Below are 21,597 nucleotides of genomic sequence, written 5' to 3' on the forward strand. Positions count from 1 at the left end.
TAGAACCATCGCTGCACGCGTCGAATGTGCGCCCGTGCGAAGAGCTCGAGCGGGTGCGCGAGGGTGGCTCTCCCGCGCCGTCATTTGGGGACGGGGCCCTCCGGCGGATCCGGCGGAACGAAAGCACTCTAGGCAACGAGACGAAGACCCCATCGCGGAAGCGCTGGCGGAGGAACGATGGTCAATCCTCAGATGGTGATGTACGAGGAGGAGTTCAATCAGATCCAGAATGTCGTGGATCGCCTCGTCAAGGACGCCAATGCGAAGGTCGTTTTCATCGTTGACAAGAACGGGCAGCTGATCGCTGCGAGCGGCGACGTGGACAACCTCGACACCACGTCGCTCGCGTCGCTGACGGCCGGCAACATCGCGGCCACCGGCGGGATGGCGAAGCTCCTCAAGGAGAACGAGTTCGCGACTCAGTTCCACGAGGGCGAGAAGGCGAACATCCACATCCAGCTCGTCGGCAACCGCGTCATCCTCGTGGTGATCTTCGACTCCAAGTCCAGCCTGGGCCTCGTGCGGTTGCGCGTTCGCCGGGCGAGCGAGGAGCTGAACAACATCTTCGAGGCGCTCTTGAAGAAGGTCGCGGATCCCGGCGCCGATTCTCCGTTCGCCGAGATCACCGACGAAGACATCGACAACCTCTTCAACGACTAGGAGCGCGCGCGATGAGCTTCATCAACTACATGGCGCGCGAGATCAACTGCAAGATCGTCTATTACGGCCCGGGTTTGTGCGGGAAGACGACGAACTTGCAGTACATCTACGAGCGCACGAACCCCGACGCGAAGGGGAAGATGATCTCGCTTGCGACCGAGACGGATCGCACGCTCTTCTTCGACTTCCTGCCGCTCGCGCTCGGCGAGATTCGCGGCTTCAAGACGCGGTTCCACCTCTACACGGTGCCCGGTCAGGTCTTCTACGACGCGAGCCGCAAGCTCATCTTGAAGGGCGTCGACGGCGTCGTGTTCGTGGCCGACTCGCAGGTCGAGCGCATGGAAGCGAACGAGGAGTCCGTCGAGAACCTCAAGACGAACCTCGAGGAGCAGGGCTACAAGCTCGAGAAGATCCCGTACGTCATCCAGTACAACAAGCGGGACCTGCCCGAGGTCGCCACCGTCGAGGAGCTTCGCCAGAAGCTCAACCCGATGAACGTCCCTGACTACGAGGGCGTCGCGCGTACCGGCGTTGGCGTGTTCGACACACTGAAGGCCGTCGCCAAGCTCGTCCTCACCGAGCTGCGCAAGGGTGGCCCCTAGCAGGCTGCCGACAAACTAGCTACGCGCCCTGGATCGTGGGTCGTCGTCTTCGGAGTACGGAAGTATTCCTGCGTCCTCCTCCCTAGCTCCAGGGCGCTCGCAGCGTTTCTCGACAGCCTGCTGATACGCCTCGATCTCCTTCGACGCTGCATGCGTGAGGGAGTCGAGGCGTTTGCGTTCCATGACGACAAAATGCCGAACGGCCGAAGGTCTCTCGTGGAGACGTCTTCGGCCGTTGGCGTTGGGCAGAGCCCGGGGGGCTTACCCGCGCTGGTAGATCCGGTTGCGGCGACCCTTGTTCTTCGCCTTCAACTTTGCGCGGTAGCGCTTCGACTTGCTGCGGTTGGTCTTCCGAGGACCCTTCGAGAGCATCAGGAACATGAGCCGACTTCCTCGTCTTGCGCGGCGCGATGGACGGCCGCTCCTGTAGGGAGGGCGGGAAGGTAGGCCATGTTCGGTCGAAGTTCAAACGAGATCGCGAAGTTTTCACGCAAGGTCGAGGTCGTCTGCGAAAGACGGCCTTCGCGGTAGACTCGCCGTCGATGCCGAGATCGCCCACGCCGTCACGTCCCCGCAGGGCTTTGCCCAGGGCGATCACGCGGGTGCGTCTCGGTGCAGCCGGGGTCCTGGCGCTCGTGACGGCCTCGTGCGGCGCGAGCATCAACGCCGTGTACGAGGGCGACGTGCGCTTCGAGCACTGCATGGCGCTCGACATGGAGAAGCACGTCAAGCCCACGATCCGGAAGGCGTGCTGGGAAGAGTGGACGAAGTTCTACACGTTCGGACAGACGCGTGATCGCGTGGAGTACGCGAAGCTGCGCATGAAGCAGCTCAGCGGCGCGAGCGACTTCGAAGAGTCGGACCTCGGCACGGAGGAGCCGCGCGTGGCGTCCGCCGTGCCCGAGCCGACGACCGCGCTCGCGCCGCCGCCGATGATGCTCGCGGTGGACGCAGGGACATCGGGGCCAGCGGCCGACGCGTCCGCGGATGCTGCGACGGACGCGTCGTCGGCGCCGCCCGGATCCACCTGCGCGGCGGCCTGCGAAGCGACGTGGAACGAGTGCAAGGCGGGCTGCACGACGGCGACGTGCGAGCGCGGATGCACGGGGCAGTACAAGCGCTGCATGCGCAAGTGCTTCTGAGCACGGACGCAGCGGCAAAAAGACCCGGAATGTTGACGTTTTGCTAGGCGTATGGGTATCGGCAAACGAGATGACGTCGCTGCCCGCATACGAGGACGGGGTGGCTCCCCATGAGGGGGGGCGGGGTGCAATTCGGGTGTTGAAGCCGCGCAGGGCCGCACCCGCGGACGCCGTGAGGCCGACGCGCGCCGAGGTGAACCTCGCGCACTTGCGGCACAACTACCGCGTCCTCGAGAAGATGTTCGGCGACGGCAAGACGAAGCCGGCGATCTGGGGCGTACTCAAGGCCGACGCGTACGGGCACGGCTCGGCGGCCGTCGCGCGTACGCTCGAACGCGCCGGGATGCCAGGCCTGTGCGTGGCGCTGCTCGAAGAGGCGATCGAGCTCCGGGACGCGGGGATCCGCGTGCCGATCCTGGTGATGGGCGGCTACTACGGGCCGCGGCGTGAGGGGCTGGAGGAGATCCTCGCGCGCGATCTCGTGCCGGTCGTCTACGACGCCGGGCAGATCGAGCGCATCGCGACGCTCGCGCGGTACGAGAGCGAAGGTCGGCCCGTGCGCGTGCACCTGAAGGTGGACACGGGCATGGGGCGGCTCGGCGTGACGATGTCGGAGCTCGACGACGTGCTCGACGCGTTCGACGGTCGGCCGGAGGTGCAGCTCGACGGGCTGATGACGCACCTCGCGTGCGCGGACGGCGACGATCTCGGGCCGACGATGGAGCAACTCGCGCGGTTCGCGGAGGCGCGAGGTCGCGTGCGGGCGCGCGGGTTTTCGCCGCGGTTCGTGCACGCAGCGAACAGCGCGGGCGCGATGCGGCTCTCGGAGGCGCGCTTCGATGCAGTGCGGCCGGGCGTCGCGCTCTTCGGCGTGTCGCCGGTGCCCGGGCTCGCGCCGGAGCTCAAGCCGGTGATCCGGGTGCGGACGGAGGTCGTCGCGCTGCGTACGGTCGAGGCAGGTGAGCCGATCGGCTACGGGTACACGTGGCGGGCGCCGCGGCGGAGCATGATCGCGACCGTGCCGATGGGCTACGCGGATGGCCTCGATCGGAAGCTTTCGAACCGAGGACACGCGCTCGTGCGCGGGCGGCGCGTGCCGATGGTGGGTACGATGTCGATGGACCTGACGATGCTCGACATGACGGAGATCCCGGGCGCGCGCATCGGCGACGAGGTCGTGTTCCTCGGGCAGCAGGAGGGCGCGCTGGGGCGCGACGTCATCACGGCGGAGGAGATCGCCGAGACGACGGGCACGATCCCGTGGGAGGTGCTGACGAGCATCTCGCGGCGCGTCCCGCGGTTCTATCGCGAGCCCTGACGATCGAGAGCGCCTGGCCCGGTCCTGCTACGATCGGGTGTGATGGACACGCGCGCGCTTCGTTCGGCTCGGGGGATCGTGGCCTCGTTGGTGTTGCTCGGCGCGTGGGGGGCAGCGTCGGCGATCGGAGGGTGTTCGACGAAGGACGACGCCTTGCCGCCGCGCCCGCCGCGTCCCGTGGCCGACGCGGGCGGCGAAGACGGCCTCGACGGCGGTGGAGGCGGGCCGCCGGCGCCAGACGCGGGCGGCTATTGCGGCAACGATGTGCACCAGGCGATCGTCGACGCGCCGAACCTCTACTTCGTGCTCGACGCGTCGGGGAGCATGAACGCGTCCGTGCCTGGAGGAACACGCTACGGCGCGGTGCGGGCCGCGGTCGTGGGGCTCGTGCGCAAGCTCGGGCCGCTCGTGAAGGTGGGCGTGGCGCTCCTGCCCGCGCAGGGGTCGAATCAGGACCAATGTGCGGCGGGGAAGCAGGTCTTTCCGGTGACGCAGGGCGATCCGATCACGGGCGAAGACGGCCCCACGACCACGGGGATCCGCCTGACGACCGCGACGAACCCGGTCGGAGGGACGCCGATCTCGCCGACGCTCGAAGCGCTCACGCCGACGCTGCTCGCGCTCGAAGGAAAGACGTACGTGATCCTCGCGACGGACGGAGGTCCGAACTGCAACGAATCGGCGTCGTGCGAGATCGAGGACTGCCAGCCGAACTTCGAGGGCGACGAGGCATGCCTGTCCATGGGGACGAACTGCTGCGCGCCCGGACAGCTTTGGGGTCCAACGTTCTGCGTGGACGAACCCGCGACCGTGGCCGCGATCGAGGCTTTGCGTGCGGGTGGGATCGAGGTCTTCGTCGTGGGGATCCCGGGCAGCGAGGCGTATGCGGGTGTGCTCGACGCGATGGCGATCGCGGGCGGATCGACGAAGGACAAGGCGCCGTTTTACTACCCGGTGAGCGAACTCGGATCCCTCGGCGACGTGCTCGCGGAGATCGCGGCGGTCGCCGTGACGTGCGAGTTCGAGATCGTGGATCCGCCGGACGAAGAGGGCATGACGAACGTGTACCTGGACGATGAGGTCTTGCCGTACAACGATCCCGATGGCTGGATCTGGAAGCCGCCGTCGAGCGTGCGGCTGCTCGGCAAGGCTTGCGAGCGGCTGCAGGGCGGGCAAGTGAAGCAGGTGCAGATCGTGAGTGGTTGCCCGACGGAAGTGCCGAAGTGAGCGAGCGTCTGCAGGTGTCGGTGACGCGCATCGAGCGCGAGGTCGAGGACGTGGAGGAGCTCGCGGCCATCGCGCGGGCGGCGTTCGCGGGCCCGTCGTTTTCGCCGGTGGACGAGCTCGAACGTCCCTGGGCGCGTGTGTGGGTCGCGCGGGGCGGTGCGCCGAGCGAAGCGCTGCGGGCGCTCGGGTTCCTCGTCGCGTGGCACGTCGTGGACGAGCTTCACGTGCTCAACGTCGCGACGGCGCCGGAGGTCCGGCGGCGCGGGATCGGGGCGGTGCTCGTGGAGACGGCGCTCGCGTTCGCGGTGGAGAGCGGCGTGCGGCTCGTGCTGCTCGAAGTGCGGCGCTCGAACGAGCCTGCGATTCGGCTCTACGAGAAGTTCGGCTTCGTCGTGTCGGGGGTGCGGGAGAAGTACTACGCGGACAACGACGAGGATGCGCTGGAGATGCAGCGCATCCTCGCGTAGAGCAGCGAGCTCGCCTCGGGGGGGATGAATCGGCCGGGCTGTACCTGGCCGAGAGGGGGACGCGAGGCGTCCCCCTCGGGACAAGACGCTAGCGCCGGAACGGGTTTGGGAACCGCTCCTTCGGCTTGTCGACGTAGTTGCCGCCGCCGGGCGCCGCGATGCGCGTGCCCGAGATCCTGAGCGGGTTCAGGAGCAGCGGCCGCAGGAGCGCCTTCGCCTTCTCGTCGAGCGGCTGCAGGAAGGCTTCGACCTTCTTCGCGACGTCCGAGAGCTGCTCGCTCAGGTTGATCATGTCCGTCGACGTCGGCGGCGCCGGGATGTCCTGCATGACCCGGCGCAGCTCCGTGATGCTGTCGAGGTACTTCTGCAGCGGCGTGTCCGTGATCGGCTGGCCCGGGCGCGTGTTCTCGGGCGGCACGCCGAACGAGATGAGGGCCGCGAACGAGGGCGGCACCGTGCTCGGGCGCTCACCCATCTTCGTCACGTCGACGTTCGTGGTGATGCGCAGGCCACCGGTCTTCTGCGAGAACTGCTGCTGGAGCTTCGTGTTGAACATCTTGTTCAACTCGTCCTTGTTCACGCTCGGACCGTCGCCCTTCTTGTACTTCTTCCACTGCGTGTGGTCCTCGACCGCGCGCAGGATCTGCAGGTACGGGTAGGGCGTGTTGAGCAGGATGTTGTAGAGGTCGAGCGCCTCTTTCACGGTCGACGGCGGGGTGATCGTGATGTCGGCGAGGAAGTCGCTCCACTGCTCGATGTAGCGCTGGTCGTAGTCCTCCGAGAGGCGCTTCAGGTTCGTCGGGATCTTGTCGATCGCCTCGTCGGGCCCGAGTGGCGCCACCCATTGCTCGCTGAGCAGGAGCGCCTCGGCGTTCGCCACGTTGAGGACCACGATGTAGTGGCCCTTGTCCGTGTAGGGGCCCTCGACGTCCTTGAAGCGTTTGTCCTTCTGGTACCGCGCGCTCTGGATGAACTTCGTCGTGTTCGGGCGGTCGACGAAGAGGTCGGCGAGGCTGAGCGGCGGGTACTTGCGGTTCTCTTTGCGATCGTCGCCGGCCTCGTCGTACCGCTCGTCGTTCAGGCTGTTGACGAAGAGCTCGTAGTAACGGTCCTGCACCGGGACGGACTGGAGCGTCTTGCGGACGTTCTCCACGAGGGCCTTGTCTGCAGGCAGCGGGAGGACCTTCTTGTCTTTGACGAGCTCCAGGTAGTACCGCACGTGCTTGGCGAGCCGCTCCTTGAGCTCGTACTCCGGCATCGTGCTGTTCGTGGCCTTCAGCAGCTCGGCCCAGAGGCCCGTGAGACGGCCCGTCTCCCAGTCGACGTCGAGGTTCGCGACGTCGCTCATCATGAGGTACGTCTTCAAATCGGTGCGCTCGCGGAGGTACTGCTTGCCCTTCGCGTTCTTGAGCCGATCCTCGAGCTTCGTTTTGCAGGGCAGGACGAAGCCTGTCTGCAAGAGCGCGACATACGCGGTGACGGCGGGGCGGTAGATCTCCTCGCCGCGGTACATGCCCCAGCCGTAGCTGAGCGGCAGGTTGGTACGGAAGTCGTCGAGCTCCTTCAGGCGCGCGTAGACGGGGTCGAGCTGTTCGAGCTTCGGACCCGGCTCGCCTTCGCCCCAGTTGATCTTCATCGCGTTCTCCACGCGCTCCTGCGTGGAGAACATGAGCTCGCGGTTCTGGGCGAAGGAGCGGATGCTCGGGATGGAGAGGATCAGGCCGAGCGTGAAGGCGGCAGCGCTCACCGCGATGCGCATGATCTTCTGCCGCTTGATCTCGGCCGCGCTGCGCGAGGCGACGTCGCCGTCGGGGAAGACGACGTTCATGAAGACGTCGTGGAGGAAGTAGCTCTTCGACTCGGTGACCTGCTGCGCTGCGGTCTCCGGCGGGCGGATGCCCATCGCGTGGCCCATGCGCGCGAGCACGCGATCGAGCGGACGACCTTCCTGCGTGCCGCTCGTGAAGTAGAAGCCGCGGAAGAGCGGCGTGCCCTGGAAGGCGTTCACCGCGAAGATCGTCTGCACGAGCTCGGTGAGGTTGCGCTTGATGCCCGCGAACTCGAGCGGGAACTGGTAGATGCGCTCGCGCGCCTCGCGGTTTCGCTCCTGCGCGAGGCGCTTCAGCGAGCGGGCGTGAACCTTCTGGACGAGCGTGTCGAACTCGCGCTCGAAGAGCTGCTGCGGGTTCGACTTGTTCTCGGTGAGCTTGACCGTGGCGCCCCAGGCCTGCGCGCGGTCGCTCTTGCGGATGTCGCCGAAGAACTCGATGAAGCCGGCGATGAGGTCGCACTTCGTGAAGAGCACGTAGACGGGCACGACCATCTGGAGCTGGGTCATGACCTCGTCGATACGGGCGCGTAGCTTCTTGCCGGTCGACTCGATCTGCTGCTCGGAGGCGTCGATGAGCTCGGCGATGCTGATAGCCACGAGCACGCCGTTGATCGGCTTGCGGCTGCGGTAGCGCTTGAGCATCTGAAGGAAGGAGATCCACTCGTCGTGGTCGTCGCCCTCCGTCGTGTAGCGGCCCGCGGTGTCGAGCAGGATCGCCTCGTTCGTGAACCACCAGTCGCAGTTGCGGGTGCCGCCGACGCCGCGCACGCCGCCGCCGCGGGGATCGGCGAAGGGGAAGACGAGGCCGGAGTGCTTCAGCGCGGTCGTCTTGCCGGCGCCCGGAGGGCCGATGATCACGTACCAGGGCAGCGAGTAGAGCGCGGCCGCCCCGCCCTTCTTGTTCTTGCCGAGCTTCGAGGTCTTGAGGGCGTTGATGCCGCCCTGGACCTGCTTCTGGAGCTCCTGGATCTCGGCGCGCCGCTCGGGCCGCGCGTTGAGCGCCTGCTGCGCGCCTTGTTGCGCGATGGCGCGCTCGAGCGCGGAGGCGGCGCGGCTTGCCCGGATCCGGTTCCAGAGGAGCCGCACGACCGAGACGAGCACGATGAGCACCGTGCCGACGATCGGGAGCCAGAGCGGCAGCTTGAGGATGTACCAGAGCGCCCAGACGATCAGCGCGAGGAGCGCAGATAGAACCCACCACACGGTGGAGCGACCTTATCACGAGGCGCCGCCCTCGCTCCGCATCCTTCGGATCGAGGCCGTCTTCGCAGGAAGACGTGTGTTCAGGAGTAGTCGTCGGGCTCGAGGTGCGCGTCGGCCTCCATCCCCGCGGCCATGCGGCGGGCGCGGATGGCTTCGACGATGATCTCGACGACTTCCAGGTGCGTCGACGGGGCGTGGTACTCGGCGTCGGAGACGGGCGGGAGCAAGGCGAGGCGCTCGGCGACGGCCGCTCGGTCGTCCTCGTCGAGCTCGAGGAGCGCAGGGCCGAGGTCATCCGTGGGATCGGGGACGACGACTTCGTCCGGCGTCGCCTCGCTCTCCGCGGCCGCCTCCGCGCCCTCGTTCTCGTCGTCGTCCTCGTCTGCGTCGTCGCCCTTGCGCCCCTGGATCGGAGAAGCGTCACGCGGGGGCGTGGGGGGCAGATCGAGCGCGCGCGTGGCGAGCTCGATCGGACGGAGGATCAGGTAAACGGGCTCGAGCTCGACGCGCCACGAGCGCGGATCGTGCTCGTCTTCGAGGCGCCAGAAGCCCTGGAATTTGCGGCGCGCGATCTCGCCGAGGTAGGCGCCGATGGCTTGCGCGAGGAGCGGGCGCGCCTCCTTGCGATCACGCGTCTCCTCGCGTGCTTTCTCGATGTAGTGATCGAGCACGGGCAAGGTCTCGGGTTCGAAGTCGAGCTTGAAGCCGATGGATCGCTCGACGAATCGAACGCAGGAGTCCGCGAGATCCTGAACCGCGCGCGGCGGCGGCGGCGTGAGGGGCGCGCTCGAACGTTCGATCGTGCCCTGCGTCATCGCCGATGGGATCGCGTGACCGTTGGTTTTGCCGTTGCTTTTCCCGTTCGTCCCTGTCACGCGAGCCTTCCTTCCATCTTTTCGGCGCAGGAGCCACGAGCGCTTTTTTCGCGCTCGTGAGGCGCGAGAACACGCTGGATCTTCGTGTTCGTTCTCTAACGAAGGGCATCGTTTTAAGCGACGAAACCCTTTGAAACAGGCTGATCCGAAGGAAAATTTTTTTCGACGAAAATACTACCGTAACGGTAGGTGCCTCATGCTACCCTCCGGTCCTCACGCACATGCGGATTGGAGTCTTCAGCGACACGCATGCCAACTACGAGGCGCTCAGTGCTGTGCTGGAGGCGTACCGGCGCGAGCGCATCGATGTCTACTACTGTCTCGGCGACACGGTAGGCTATGGCGGATCCCCGAACGAATGCGCCGATCTGGTCCGGAAGATCGCCAAGAAAACGATCCTCGGGAATCATGACGCGGCCGTCGCCGGACGAATGGACTACTCGTATTACTACGAGGCCGCTCGTCAGGCACTCGACACCCATGCGTCGATGCTCTCTGCCGAGAACGCCGCCTGGCTCAAGAACCTGCCGTACCAGGAGAAGTTGACCGATATCGGCGTCGACCTCTGCCACGGTTCGCCGGTTCGCCTTGAAGAGTTCGAGTACATCTTCGCCCCCGAGCAAGCACGCGAGTGTTTGCCGATGTACGCCGAGCTCGGGCATTTGACCCTCATCGGGCACTCGCACCTCTGCAAGGTCTTCGCGCTAACGCCGACGACCGTGGAAGAGCTGCCCGCGGTCGACTTCACGCTCGACCCCAACAGGAAGTACATCGTGAGCGTCGGATCGGTCGGCCAGCCGCGCGACTACGACAACCGCGCGAGCTACACGATCTACGACAGCGAAGTAAAACGCTTCGAGTTCAAACGAGTCGAGTACGACATCGAGACCGCAGCCGAGAAGGTGCTGCGGGCGAAGCTCGAGCGGAACTTCGCGCATCGGTTGTACATCGGCGTTTAGTCATGGTGGGGGGCTCCGGTCGGCTCGCGAAGCGAGCCTTCCTCTGCCCCCCACACCCCCCGCGCCTTCGAGTTGAAGGGTTGTGCTCCCTGCGGGCCGCTTGATCAGCGGCGGCGGGCGCGCGCACGCAGGATCAGCGTGATCGCGTCGCGGGTCGGGGGCGAGCGGTCGAAGTCGCCCCACGCGTCGAGGATCTCGAAGCCGTTGTAGTGGAGGAGCGCTTCGAGCTCGCGCGGATAGAACTGCCGGTGCGCGAGCGGCGTCATCCACGAGTCCCCGCCCGACACCGGCGAGAACTCCATGGCGACGAAGAGGATCTGGCGGAGCTTGTCGTAGTCGAAGCGCTCCGTGTACCGGACGGGCATGCCCTTGCCGTCGGGCGTCGGGTAGTTGAAGCGCGGCGTCGCATAGGCGCGCCCAGGATCCCGCGCGAGCTCCTCAGGCTCGGGGATCGAGACGTCGAAGACGAGCTCGCCGCGCGGCGCGAGGTGCTCTCGCACGCGCGCGAGGAAGCGCTCGACGTCGACCCGCGTGTAGAGGTGCAGGAAGGCGTTGAAGGGGCAAAAGACGAGCGGGAAGCGGCGGTCAAGGCGGACCGTCCGCATGTCGCCGCGCTTCGTGCGGACCCGCGCCCGGACGTCCGCAGGCTCTTCGCGCAGGCGCGCGCGCAGGTCCGCGAGCATCTCGCTGGAGAGATCAACGCCCGTGACGTCGAGGCCGAGCCGCGCGATCGGGAGCGTGATGCGTCCGTTGCCGCAGCCGTACTCGAGCACGGGGCCGCCGCGCTCGGACGCGTAGTCCGCGTAAAAACGGACGTCGTCGAGCCGCGAGCGGTAGGTCTTCGTGTAGTAGGCGGGGTCTTCGTAATGAGCCGAGGTGCCAGCCTCGAGCTCGAAATCACGCCGCACACGCGTATGCGTGCGCGCGGGGCGTTTGCTCGGGGGAGAGGACATGTCCGGGGCTGCCCGGCGACGCGATCAGCGGTCGAGGGCGTGCTGGTGGCGGAGCCACTCGTACACGACTTCCGAGGAGTTCCGGTGGAAGTGCACCTTGCCAGCCGCGATCTCGCGCAAGCTTGTCACAGCGGGCTTGTTCCTCGTCTTCAGCAGAGGCTCGGCGCCCTTCATGAGCTGCCGGGTGCGGTTCGAGGCCAGGACGACGAGGGCGAAGCGGTTCTCTTCGCGCTCGAGGCAATCTTCAACGGTGACGCGTGCCATAGGTGGGACTCGGGAGGTTAGCCGTCCTCGGGGAAACGCGCAACTTGCGTTCCCGACCGGGAGGGCCCGTCCGTCGGGAACGCGTAGGTCACGCCTCGACGACGGTGCCGATGTTTTCGCCTTTGCAGACGCGCAGGATGTTCCCGCGCGTCGTCAACTTGAAGACGCGGATGGGGAGCTTGTTCTCGCGGCAGAGCGTGACGGCGGTCGAGTCCATCACGCCGATCCGGTCGACGAGGAAGCGGTCGTACGAGAGCTTCGTGAACATCTGCGCGTCCTCGTGGCGCGCCGGGTCGCGGTCGTAGATGCCCTCGACCTTGGTGGCCTTGAAGATCGCCTGCGCCTGGATCTCCATGGCCCGGAGCGCCGCCGCGGTGTCCGTCGAGAAGAACGGGTTGCCCGTGCCGGCGGCGAAGATGACCACGCTGCCCTTCTCGAGGTGTCGCATCGCGCGGCGCCGGATGTACGGCTCGGCGACCTGGCGGATTTCGATCGCGGTCATCACGCGCGTGGGGACGCCGTGCTTTTCGAGCGCGTCCTGGAGCGCGAGCGAGTTGATGACCGTCGCGAGCATGCCCATGTAGTCGCTCTGCGAGCGATCCATGCCGGCGCTCGCGCCCTTCAAGCCGCGGAAGATGTTGCCGCCGCCGACGACGATGCCGATCTGCACGCCGAGCGAGGAGAGCTCCGCGATCTCGGCGGCGACACGCTGGAGCGTATCGGGGTGAATGCCGAAGTTGCCCTCGCCGCACAGGGCCTCGCCGCTGATCTTGAGGACGATGCGGTGGTACTTCAGGCCAGGGGCCGGGCTCGGCGGAGGGGGAAGGGTCGAGTCGTCGCGGTCTTGACGGGTCGCGTCGCGGGTCACGCGGGTCTCGTAGCCCCGGTTCGCCTCGTCCGCAACGCGTCGTTCGGCAAAAGGCCGGAGAAGCGGCAAGGTGCTGCGCGCAAACCTCGCAGAACCGCCCCCCAAACGCGCCAGAGAAGTGCTAGACCGGCCGCTCGATGCTGGTGAGGCGCGCGCAATCGTCCCTGTTCGTCGCGGCAATCGTCGCGCTCTCCGCAGGCTGCAACGACAAGGCCGTGGAGCCGTCCGCAGCGGACGCCGCGCCGCCTGCAGCAGGGCTCTCGCAAGAGCAAGCGGCGCGGACGCTGGCGAAGGTCGGAGATCGGGTGATCACGCTCGGCGACTTCGCCGCGACGCTGGAGCGGATGGATCAGTTCGACAGGCTCCGCTACCAGACGAAGGAGCGCCGAAAAGAGCTGCTCGACGAGATCATCGACGTGGAGCTGCTCGCCGCCGAGGCGCGGCGCCGCGGGCTCGACAAGCAGCCCGAGACGGAAGAGGCGATCCGGCAGATCCTGCGTGACGCGATCCTCGCTGACGCGCGGAAAGGTCTGCCCGCGCCGGGCGAGATCCCGGCGACCGAGGTGCGCGCGTACTACGAGGCGCACGCAGAGGAGTTCCGCGAACCGGAGCGGCGTCGCGTCGCGGCGATCGTGCTGTCCGACAAGAAGACGGCAGAGCGCGTGTTGAAGGACGCGACGAAGATCAAGACCGCGGCCGAATGGGGCGAGCTCTTCTACAAACACTCGGTGACAGCGGCGAAGACGAAGGATCCGGGAGCGTCGGTGGATCTCGCGGGGGATCTCGGCGTGGTCGGCGCGCCCGACGATCCGCGCGGCAAGAACCCGAAGATCCCCGAGTCGATCCGCGCGGCGGTGTTCAAGATCGGCAGCGTGGGGTCGGTGCTCGACGAGATCGTCGAGGCGGACGGTCGGTTTTACGTGGTACGGATGAACGGCATCACGGCGGCGCACAACCGGACGCTCCCGGAAGCAGATCGCTCGATCCGCGTAAAGCTGCTGCAGCAGAAGATGCAGGAGCGCGAGAAGGCGCTCGAAGCGGAGCTGAAGAAGAAGTTCGCCGTGGAGATCGACGACGCGGCGCTCGCGAAGGTGAAGCTGCCCGAAGGCGTCAAACCCTTCGAAGGCAAGGATCCGGGGCCGTGGGCGCTGCCCGGATACACGCCGCCCGGACAAGAAGCGGCGGACGGCGGCGCAGGCGACGCGGGCGCGCCGTAAGGTTCGGAAGGACGAACTTCAGCCCGAGCGCCGGCGCGGCAGATCATGCGCGACGCGGAAGCCGAGGTGCGTCGCGCGGGTGAGGGCGAAGAAGCGCGTGCGCGCGGCGCTGCGGGTGTACTCGGGCGTCGTGGACCAACCGCCCGAGCGGATGACGCGCCACTCGGAGGCGTCACGCAAAGCGCCGGCGCCGGGCTCGGGCTCGGTGCTCGTCTCGGACCACGTGCGCTCGCCGTGCACGTCGCCGACCCACTCGCGCACGCCGCCCGCCATGTCGCGCACGCCGTACGGTGATTCGTCGAGCAGGAAGGTGCCGACAGGCTCGGGCTGCGGGAGGTAGGGGCGCGAGGCGCGCATGAGGCAGAAGGTGGGATCAAAAGGATCGCCCCAGGGATGGATGCGGCCGTCGGTGCCGCGCGCGGCCTTCTCCCATTCGAGCTCCGTGGGCAAACGCATCTCGAAGCCCTCGTGTTCGGTGTGGAACGCGCAGTACGCGGCGGCGTCGAACCAATCGACGAGGAGGACGGGCACGTCGAGCAGGTGGCCCTCTTCGTAGGGGAACTGCTTGCGCGCATCGCCTTCGATGAGGCCGGGCACGGGCTCCCACTGTCCGTGCTCGCCGCGGCGCACGACGTAGCCCTCGGTGCCGCGGAAGTCGCGCGGGGCGCGCATGAGCGCGAGCGCGTGGGAGCGCTCCTCGATGCGGTCGAGGAAGTCGCAGTAGTGCCGGAAGGTGACGGGGAAGCGCGAGATCGCGAAGTCGGCGACGACAGGCTCGGCGCGGGCGAGCGCGTCGGGCGCGTCGTCGTCGCCGCCGGCGATGAACGAGCCGCCGGGGATGTAGACGAAGCCCTCGCCGATCTCTTCCTCGGTGTAGAGGTTGACCATGGCCTCGTGGCGCTCGCCGCGGCGGAGCAGGACGGGGTAACGAACGTCGCGAAAACCGGGACGACGCAGCACGAGCAGGTAGCTGCCCGGCGAGAGGCGGACCTCGGCGATGGGCGTGCGGCCGAGGTAGCGCTCTTCGCTCGCGACGAGGACACGATCCTTTTCGACGTAGCGATACGCGAGGACACGCGCGCCGGGCGGGTTCGTCTCGATCGCGAGGCACGCGTCGGAGCGGAGGAGCGCGGCGTAGCTGCCGACGTCGAACTCGGAGACGAGGGCCTCGTAGTAGATGCGGCTCGCGTGGCGGCGCTCGGCGCCCGCGGCGACGGCGCGGGCCCAGTAGAGATCGGCGAGGCCCGAGCGCGCCTCTTCGAGCTCGGGGTCGTACGCGAGCGCCTTCGTGTAGAGATCGATCGCCTCGGCCATGGCGCGCGCCCGCTCGCGCTCCACGGCGGCGGCGCGATCTTCGAGGGCCCACGCAGGGCGCTTGCGATCGATCGGATCGTAGCTCTTCACGTCGGCGCGCAGGCGTCGCGCCTCGGCGTCGAGCTGCGCGCGTTCGAGGCGCAGGGCTTTGTCGCGCAGGGCCGGCTCGCGCGCGAGTTCACAGAGCGATCGCGCCTCGGCGCGGCGACGATCCCGCTCCTTCGCGCCTTCGAGGAAGGCCTCGGCTCCCCCGGCGACGGCTGCGGCGCAATGCGGTCTCTTCGCGGGGTCTTTCGAGAGCATGGCGAGGCAGAGATCCTCGAGCACGAGCGGGCAGCTCGGCGCGACGGCGCGCGGCGGCCTGGGATCCCGCGTCTGCGTCGCGAGGATCACGCCGAGCACGGTGGGCGCGTCGAAGGGATGCTCGCCCGTGAGCATCTCGTAGAGCACGACGCCGAGCGCGAAGATGTCGGCGCGGTGATCGATCTTCGCGCGCTCGCCGCGGATCTGCTCGGGGGCGATGTAGCCCGGGGTCCCGGACAAACCGCTCGGATAACCACCTTCGCCGCGGATGAAGAAGGGATCGTCGTCGGGGAGCGAGAGCGGTGAGGTGGGCTCGATGCCCGTGAGCATGCGCGCGTTGCCCCAGTCGCTCAGGTAGACCTCGCCCTCGTCGCCGAGCAGGATGTTCTCCGGCTTGATGTCGCGGTGCACGACGCCGCGGCGGTGCGCGTAGGCGAGGGCGCGCGAGATCTGGACGAACGCGGAGACGAGGCGCGCGAGCGGCCATGTCGGGTGGAGCTCGGGCTGCATGAGCACGTCGTGCAAGCTCTGCTGCTTGACGATGCGCATCGTGTAGAAGGGCCGGCCGTCGGGCAGGCGGCCGACGTCGTAGACGGGGACGATGTTCGGGTGCTCGAGCTGCGCGGCGACGCGCGCCTCGTGGAGGAAGAGGCCTTGGCTCCCGTGCGGATCGTCGTTGTCCTCTTTGCGCGTCTTCAGCGCGACGAGCCGGCTCGCGGCGAGGTCTTCGGCGGCGTAGACGACGCCTGTGCCGCCGGTGCCGAGGCGCTCGACGATACGGTAGCGCGCGCCTCCGTCGGGGAGCGTGGGGGTGATGGGCTCCGTCTCCTCGAACGGGGATGCATCGCCTTTGGCGTTCGGCAGTGCCGATGCGCCGGCCTCGCAGGTCGGAGCGGGCTTCATGCGTGAGCTGCCCGAGGCGAGCGCGGCCCCCCTCTACTTTCCGTCGCTCATCTCGTCTCCGCGCAGGCGCGGGCTCGCTCGGGCCAGGAAATCGTACTTGGTGGCGCGCGCCGCGCAACGCCCGTTCGGTTGCTGGACGGCGAAGGGAGGCGGCGCGCGCGCGCCCATGGTAGGGGCCCTCCGCGATGTCCGAACAACAGAGCTCCCGCGCGAAAGACGCGATCGAACGACTCGACGACATGAACCGCCGTGCCCTCGAGGGGGGCGGCGCGGCGCGAATCGCAAAGCAACACGAGGCCGGCAAGCTCACCGCGCGCGAGCGCGTCGAGCTCTTGCTCGACCCTGGATCCTTCGTCGAGATCGACCGGTTCGTCGTGCATCGCTGCAACGACTTCGACATGGACAAGTCGAAGGTCCTCGGCGACGGCGTGGTGACCGGCTGGGGGCTCGTCGACGGCCGCAAGGTCTGCGTGTTCGCGCAGGACTTCACGGTGATCGGCGGTTCGCTCTCGGGGGCCTACGCGCAGAAGATCTGTAAGGTGATGGATCTCGCGATGAAGATCGGTGCGCCCGTGATCGGGCTCAACGACTCCGGCGGGGCGCGGATCCAGGAGGGGGTCGAGTCGCTCGCGGGCTACGCGGACATCTTCTTGCGCAATACGCTGGCGAGCGGCGTCGTGCCGCAGATCAGCGCCATCATGGGTCCGTGCGCGGGCGGCGCCGTGTATTCGCCGGCGATCACGGACTTCATCATGATGGTCGAGGGGACGAGCTACATGTTCATCACGGGCCCCGAGGTCATCAAGACGGTGACGAACGAGGACGTGACCAAGGAGGACCTTGGCGGCGCCTCGGCGCACGCAGCGAAGAGCGGCGTCTGCCACCTGACGGCCCCCGATGATCGCGCGGCGCTCGCCCGCGTGCGGGAGCTGCTCGCCTTTTTGCCCTCCAACAATACCGAGGATCCGCCGCGGCGGCCGTGCACCGATCCCACGGACCGCGAGGTGCCGGAGCTCGACACCATGGTGCCGAGCGAATCTTCGAAGCCGTACGACATCAAGAACGTCGTCCGCGCGGTCGTCGACGACGGCTACCTCTACGAGGTGCACGAGCGGTACGCGCAGAATATCGTGTGTGGCTTCGCGCGCGTCGGCGGGCGGACCGTGGGCGTCGTGGCGAACCAGCCGAACGTGCTCGCGGGGTGCCTCGACATCCGCGCGAGCATCAAGGGCGCGCGCTTCGTGCGGTTCTGCGACTGCTTCAACATCCCGCTCGTCACGTTCGTCGACGTACCCGGCTTCTTGCCCGGGACCGATCAGGAGTACGGCGGCATCATCACGCACGGCGCGAAGCTGCTCTACGCGTTCGCCGAGGCGACGGTCCCGAAGATCACGGTGATCACGCGCAAGGCCTACGGCGGCGCGTACGACGTGATGGCCTCGAAGCACATCCGTGCCGACTACAACCTCGCCTTCCCGACGGCGGAGATCGCGGTCATGGGGCCCGACGGCGCGGTGAACATCGTCTACCGCAAGGAGATCCAGGCGGCGTCGGATCCGGCGGCGGCGCGCGCGCGGTTCGTCGAGGAGTACAAGGCGAAGTTCGCGAACCCCTACAAGGCCGCGGAGCTCGGCTTCATCGACGAGGTCATCCATCCGAGGACGCTCCGTGTTCGCCTCGATCGCGCGCTCGAGCTTCTTCGCGACAAGCGCGACAAGAACCCGCCGAAGAAACACGGCAACATTCCGCTCTAGGCAGTCCTCAGGGGACGCCTCGCGTCCTCTCGTCCGGGCAGAGCCCGGCCGATTCACCCCCTCGAGGGAGCTCGCTTCGCGATCTCGTTGCCGTGGGACAACCGCGCGTGTACGGACGCGTTTGTCCTCGGCCTCTCTACCTCTTGCGATGCCGGGGTCGCACATCCTTGGAGGTTTCCGATGAAGTGGACGTTCGCGGCTTTGTTCGTGTCGCTCGGGGCGCTCGTGGCGTGCAGCAGCAGCGGCACCAGCGGCAGCGGCGGTGGTGGCGGCGAGGGCGGTGACGACTGGGGCGGCAACGGCGGCAACGGCGGTGGCAAGACCACGTCGGCGGCCTCCGCCTCGGGTGGCAGCGGCGGCATGGGCGGCGCGGGCGGCAGCGGCGGCAGCGGCGCTGGCGGCGGCAACCCGGCTTGCGACACGGCAGGCGCGAGCTGCCAGACCTGCCAGACCTGCACGCAGATGGGCGGCGGGTGTCAGACCCAGATCATGGCGTGTCAGACCAACCAAGCTTGCGCGACGCTCGCGCAGTGCCTCCAGAACTGCGCGGACGCCGCGTGCCAGCAGAACTGCGCGCAGATGAACCAGGCGGGCCTCGCGGCCTACAACGCCGTCGCCGTTTGCCTCATCTGTGACAACTGCCCGAGCGCCTGCTCCCAGCAAGCCGCCATGTGCCCGCCGTGACCTGACCGCTGGCATGGTCGGACGGACATTGTCCATGTAGGGCGATGTCGCCCTTTCGCAGGGAACCGCCCCGAAGTACGCTGATCCGTTGCACTTATGGCGCAACGGATCGGCATTTTCGGGGCGGCGCTCGTGTTCCTTTTGGCCTGCTCGCGCGGCGATGACGGGGGGGAGTTTTCCGAAGGAAGCGGGGGCGCCGGAGGCATGGCGACCACGGTCGCCGCCAGCGTCGGCACCGGCGGCGAGGGCGACGCGGGGGCCGATGCTTCGGCCTATCCCCCCAAGAACTGCGACGAACTCGTTTTGTGCGGCGATTACAGCCGCGGCTGCACGGGCTGTGCCGTGAAGGGCCCGTGTCTCATGGCCTACGAGGGCTGCTTCGGCGACAAATCCTGTGTCGAATTCAACATGTGCATGGCCGGCTGCGAGGACGACGTCGGCTGCCAGGGCGGGTGTGCCATGGGAAACCCCCTCGGCGCCGAGCGGTACAACGCGCTCGTGACCTGCATCATCTGCGACTCCTGCGCGACCTCTTGCTCCGACAGCGCGAGCTTCTGTCCCTGAGATCGGCCCCGCAGCGCGGAAACCTTCCTCTTTTCCTACACTTCCGCGGTTCGGCTAGCCCGACCCACGCCACGCCCCGGCGGCGCTCGGTCGTGCCGCCGGGGGCACCGGCGCAGCGCGGGTCCGTCGTGAAGGACGATCCCTGAACGAAAGGCGAGCCAATCGGCTTCATGGCCCGGGCTTGTCGTGGTAACCCTTCGCTCGCGGCGCGGTAAGGGCGCTCCAGTGGGCATGGGTAAGAATCTCCTCGTCATCAACGTCGACATCCGCGAAACGCGAGTCGCCCTCATCGAAAACGGGATCATCGCCGAGCTGCACATCGAACGAGATGCGCAGAAGGGGACCCTCGGGAACATCTACCTCGGTAGGGTCAGCCGTGTTCTCCCGGGCATGCAGGCCGCGTTCATCGACATCGGGCTCGAACGCGCAGCCTTCCTGCACGTCGAGGATCTGATCCGTCCGGATGACTTCGACGCGTACCTCGCGGGTCGGCACACGCACGGCACGCCACACGAAGAAGAAGAACGTCCGGCGCACGCGCCGCCCGAGATCATGGCGCACGTGCCCGAAGAGCCGGTGCGCACCGAGCGCGACGTGTCGATCTCGTTGCCGACAGCGCTCGACGTGATGGCCGAACCGAGCGGCGAAGAGGTCTACGAAGAGGCCGAGGACGAACAACTCGTCGAGGCGCAGAGCAGCGAGGGGCCGGCCTCGGACGAACCCGCCTCGGAGGAGCTCGCCGCGGACGAAGCCGTCGCGGACGAGGCGCGTGCCGAGGAAGAAGCGGACGACGCGACGGAGTCGGAAGACGAAGGCGACGTCGAGGCTGTCGAAGCCGTCGAGGCGGCGACCGAGGCGAGCGCGGAGCCCGAGGATCAAGAGGACGCAGCGCAGGCCGAGGAAGGCGCGGAGGCGCAGGCGGCCGAGGTGAAGGTCGAGGGCGCGGGCAGCGACGCGGCCGAGACTTCACCGACGGAGCCGCGCGGCGGGCGTTCGCGGCGTGGTCGTGGGCAACGTGGTCGCGTGCGTCGGTCCGGACGAACCCGCGATCGTCGGCCGGAGGCCGCGGCTCCTGCGGTGGTCGTGGCGGTGAAGGAAGCGCCCAAGGAGGCTGCTCGCGAGACCTCGCGGGCGCCGAAGGAAGGGCGCAGCCGCGACCGCGGCGAGAAGGGGCGCGGCCGGGATGGAGGCCGCGGAGGTCGTGATCGCGGAGGCGATCGTACGAGCACGAAGCGAGCGCAGGGCAGCCACCACGAGCCGATGCGCGTCTCGAAGACGACGCCGATCCGCGAAGTGATCCGCGAGGGCCAGGAGGTCCTCGTGCAGGTCTCGAAGGAGCCGATCGGGACGAAGGGCGCGCGCGTGACGAGCCACGTCTCGCTGCCGGGCCGCTACGTCGTGTACCTGCCGACGGTCGATCACGTGGGCATCTCGAAGCGCATCGGCTCGGAGAAGGAGCGCTCGCGGTTGCGCGAGGCGATCGAGTCGATGAAGCCGCCGCAGGGCGGGCTCATCGTGCGCACGGTGGCCGAGGGGCTGACGAAGAAGCAGCTCAAGTCGGACGTCGGTTACCTCGTGCGGCTCTGGGGCGAGGTCGTGAAGAAGCGCGAGACCGTGGTGCGGGGGCCGGCGTGCCTCTACACGGAGCTCGATCTCGTGCTGAAGACGGCGCGTGATCTGTTCACGGACGACATCGAGAAGATCGTGATCGACAGCCGCGAGGAGTACGTGCGGCTGAAGCGCTTCATGGAGATGTTCATGCCGGAGCGCGTGGACGCCGTGGAGCTCTACGAGGGCGAGGAGCCGATCTTCGACGCGTACGGCATCGAGGACGAGATCCAGCGCGCCTTGTCGCGCAAGGTCCCGCTGCCTTCGGGCGGCCACCTGATCATCGACCAGGCCGAGGCGCTCACGGCGATCGACGTGAACACCGGAAAGTTCGTGGGCAAAGGATCGCGGGATCTCGAAGAGACGATCCTCACGACGAACCTGGAGGCGGTCGAGGAGATCGCCTACCAGCTCCGGTTCCGGAACATCGGCGGGCTGATCATCCTCGACCTCATCGACATGGAGCGCGCGGGCAACCGCGAGAAGGTGCGCAAGCGCCTGGAGGAGCTCCTGTCGCGGGACAAGGCGAAGACCACGTTCAACCGGATCTCGGAGCTCGGGCTCATCGAGATGACCCGCAAGCGCACGCGGGAGAGCCTCGGGCGCATCATGCTCGAGCCGTGCTTCTACTGCGACGGCACCGGGCAGCTCCAGTCGAAGCAGAGCATCGCGTACGAGATCCTGCGGCAGATCCGGCGCGAGCGCTTGAACCTGCCGGGGTACGTGGTGATCGTCAACGCGCACCCGGCGGTCGTCGACCTTCTGAAGAACGACGAGCGTGTCGCCGTGCAAGAGGCCGAGCGCCTGTTCACGCGTCGGATCGAGCTCGTTCCCCGCAAGGAATACCACCTCGAACAGTTCGACCTGCTGGGCAGATGAGG

At 67.6% G+C, this 21,597-nt stretch carries 19 protein-coding genes; 12 read left to right on the forward strand and 7 right to left on the reverse strand.

What is annotated here, in order from left to right; genetic code table 11:
* Positions 1-177: 177 nt before the first annotated feature.
* The 6 genes from QHF89_RS15865 to rimI all read left to right on the forward strand — a co-directional run bounded on the left by QHF89_RS15865 (position 178) and on the right by rimI (position 5,416).
* Positions 178-660, forward strand: coding sequence for a roadblock/LC7 domain-containing protein (locus QHF89_RS15865; protein WP_136930304.1), 483 nt, complete (start codon positions 178-180; stop codon positions 658-660).
* Positions 661-671: 11 nt separating this feature from the next.
* Positions 672-1,262, forward strand: coding sequence for a GTP-binding protein (locus tag QHF89_RS15870; RefSeq protein ID WP_136930305.1), 591 nt, complete (start codon positions 672-674; stop codon positions 1,260-1,262).
* Positions 1,263-1,864: 602 nt separating this feature from the next.
* Complete coding sequence (locus QHF89_RS15875) at positions 1,865-2,404, forward strand: hypothetical protein (RefSeq protein ID WP_136968835.1); 540 nt, start codon at positions 1,865-1,867, stop codon at positions 2,402-2,404.
* A gap of 172 nt (positions 2,405-2,576) precedes the next feature.
* Positions 2,577-3,722 carry an alanine racemase gene (gene alr, locus QHF89_RS15880; RefSeq protein ID WP_136968722.1) on the forward strand — a complete coding sequence of 382 codons (1,146 nt, stop codon included), beginning with the start codon at positions 2,577-2,579 and terminating at the stop codon, positions 3,720-3,722.
* A gap of 42 nt (positions 3,723-3,764) precedes the next feature.
* Positions 3,765-4,949 carry a vWA domain-containing protein gene (locus QHF89_RS15885; RefSeq protein ID WP_284720541.1) on the forward strand — a complete coding sequence of 395 codons (1,185 nt, stop codon included), beginning with the start codon at positions 3,765-3,767 and terminating at the stop codon, positions 4,947-4,949.
* Positions 4,946-5,416: a ribosomal protein S18-alanine N-acetyltransferase gene (rimI, locus tag QHF89_RS15890; RefSeq protein ID WP_284720542.1), complete on the forward strand. Its 471-nt coding sequence runs from the start codon at positions 4,946-4,948 to the stop codon at positions 5,414-5,416. Before QHF89_RS15885 ends, rimI begins: the two co-directional genes overlap by 4 nt.
* An 88-nt stretch (positions 5,417-5,504) precedes the next feature.
* Here rimI and tssM read toward each other — a convergent pair whose 3' ends face one another.
* Both tssM and QHF89_RS15900 read right to left on the reverse strand, forming a co-directional pair.
* Entirely contained in the window at positions 5,505-8,450 is a 2,946-nt protein-coding gene (gene tssM, locus QHF89_RS15895) for a type VI secretion system membrane subunit TssM (RefSeq protein WP_136968720.1), read from the reverse strand.
* An 80-nt stretch (positions 8,451-8,530) separates the two neighbouring features.
* On the reverse strand, positions 8,531-9,325 hold the full coding sequence (locus QHF89_RS15900) for a hypothetical protein (RefSeq protein WP_232379635.1): 795 nt from the start codon (positions 9,323-9,325) through the stop codon (positions 8,531-8,533).
* A 221-nt stretch (positions 9,326-9,546) separates the two neighbouring features.
* Between QHF89_RS15900 and QHF89_RS15905 the strand changes: the two genes are divergently transcribed.
* Entirely contained in the window at positions 9,547-10,284 is a 738-nt protein-coding gene (locus tag QHF89_RS15905) for a metallophosphoesterase family protein (protein WP_136930311.1), read from the forward strand.
* Between the two features lie 104 nt (positions 10,285-10,388).
* On the opposite strand, the gene QHF89_RS15910 is transcribed toward QHF89_RS15905, so the two are convergent.
* The 3 genes from QHF89_RS15910 to pyrH all read right to left on the reverse strand — a co-directional run bounded on the left by QHF89_RS15910 (position 10,389) and on the right by pyrH (position 12,297).
* A complete protein-coding gene (locus QHF89_RS15910; protein WP_136968719.1) occupies positions 10,389-11,237 on the reverse strand; it encodes a class I SAM-dependent methyltransferase in 849 nt (282 codons plus the stop codon).
* A gap of 24 nt (positions 11,238-11,261) precedes the next feature.
* On the reverse strand, positions 11,262-11,501 hold the full coding sequence (gene rpoZ / locus QHF89_RS15915) for a DNA-directed RNA polymerase subunit omega (protein ID WP_136930313.1): 240 nt from the start codon (positions 11,499-11,501) through the stop codon (positions 11,262-11,264).
* Positions 11,502-11,589: 88 nt separating this feature from the next.
* Positions 11,590-12,297, reverse strand: a complete 708-nt coding sequence (pyrH, locus tag QHF89_RS15920) for a UMP kinase (protein WP_136968834.1) — start codon at positions 12,295-12,297, stop codon at positions 11,590-11,592.
* A 209-nt stretch (positions 12,298-12,506) separates the two neighbouring features.
* On the opposite strand from pyrH, the gene QHF89_RS15925 reads away from it, so the two are divergent.
* Positions 12,507-13,586 (forward strand): peptidyl-prolyl cis-trans isomerase, encoded by a 1,080-nt coding sequence (locus QHF89_RS15925; RefSeq protein ID WP_136968718.1) that lies wholly within the window; start codon positions 12,507-12,509, stop codon positions 13,584-13,586.
* An 18-nt stretch (positions 13,587-13,604) separates the two neighbouring features.
* On the opposite strand, the gene QHF89_RS15930 is transcribed toward QHF89_RS15925, so the two are convergent.
* Positions 13,605-16,106, reverse strand: coding sequence for a protein kinase domain-containing protein (locus QHF89_RS15930; protein ID WP_136968717.1), 2,502 nt, complete (start codon positions 16,104-16,106; stop codon positions 13,605-13,607).
* A gap of 33 nt (positions 16,107-16,139) precedes the next feature.
* Positions 16,140-16,274: a hypothetical protein gene (locus tag QHF89_RS15935; RefSeq protein ID WP_284720544.1), complete on the reverse strand. Its 135-nt coding sequence runs from the start codon at positions 16,272-16,274 to the stop codon at positions 16,140-16,142.
* Between the two features lie 71 nt (positions 16,275-16,345).
* On the opposite strand from QHF89_RS15935, the gene QHF89_RS15940 reads away from it, so the two are divergent.
* The 4 genes from QHF89_RS15940 (at position 16,346) to QHF89_RS15955 (ending at position 21,595) form a co-directional block, all read left to right on the forward strand.
* The gene (locus QHF89_RS15940) at positions 16,346-17,860 is read left to right on the forward strand and encodes an acyl-CoA carboxylase subunit beta (RefSeq protein WP_420814217.1); all 1,515 of its coding nucleotides are present in this window, start codon (positions 16,346-16,348) and stop codon (positions 17,858-17,860) included.
* A 180-nt stretch (positions 17,861-18,040) separates the two neighbouring features.
* Positions 18,041-18,544: a hypothetical protein gene (locus tag QHF89_RS15945; RefSeq protein ID WP_136968716.1), complete on the forward strand. Its 504-nt coding sequence runs from the start codon at positions 18,041-18,043 to the stop codon at positions 18,542-18,544.
* Positions 18,545-18,640: 96 nt separating this feature from the next.
* On the forward strand, positions 18,641-19,108 hold the full coding sequence (locus QHF89_RS15950; protein WP_136968715.1) for a hypothetical protein: 468 nt from the start codon (positions 18,641-18,643) through the stop codon (positions 19,106-19,108).
* Positions 19,109-19,339: 231 nt separating this feature from the next.
* A complete protein-coding gene (locus QHF89_RS15955; RefSeq protein WP_136968714.1) occupies positions 19,340-21,595 on the forward strand; it encodes an Rne/Rng family ribonuclease in 2,256 nt (751 codons plus the stop codon).
* Positions 21,596-21,597 lie beyond the last annotated feature (2 nt).

The organism is Polyangium sorediatum, from assembly GCF_029946465.1.
In the GTDB taxonomy this organism is placed as follows: Bacteria; Myxococcota_A; Polyangia; order Polyangiales; family Polyangiaceae; genus Polyangium; species Polyangium fumosum.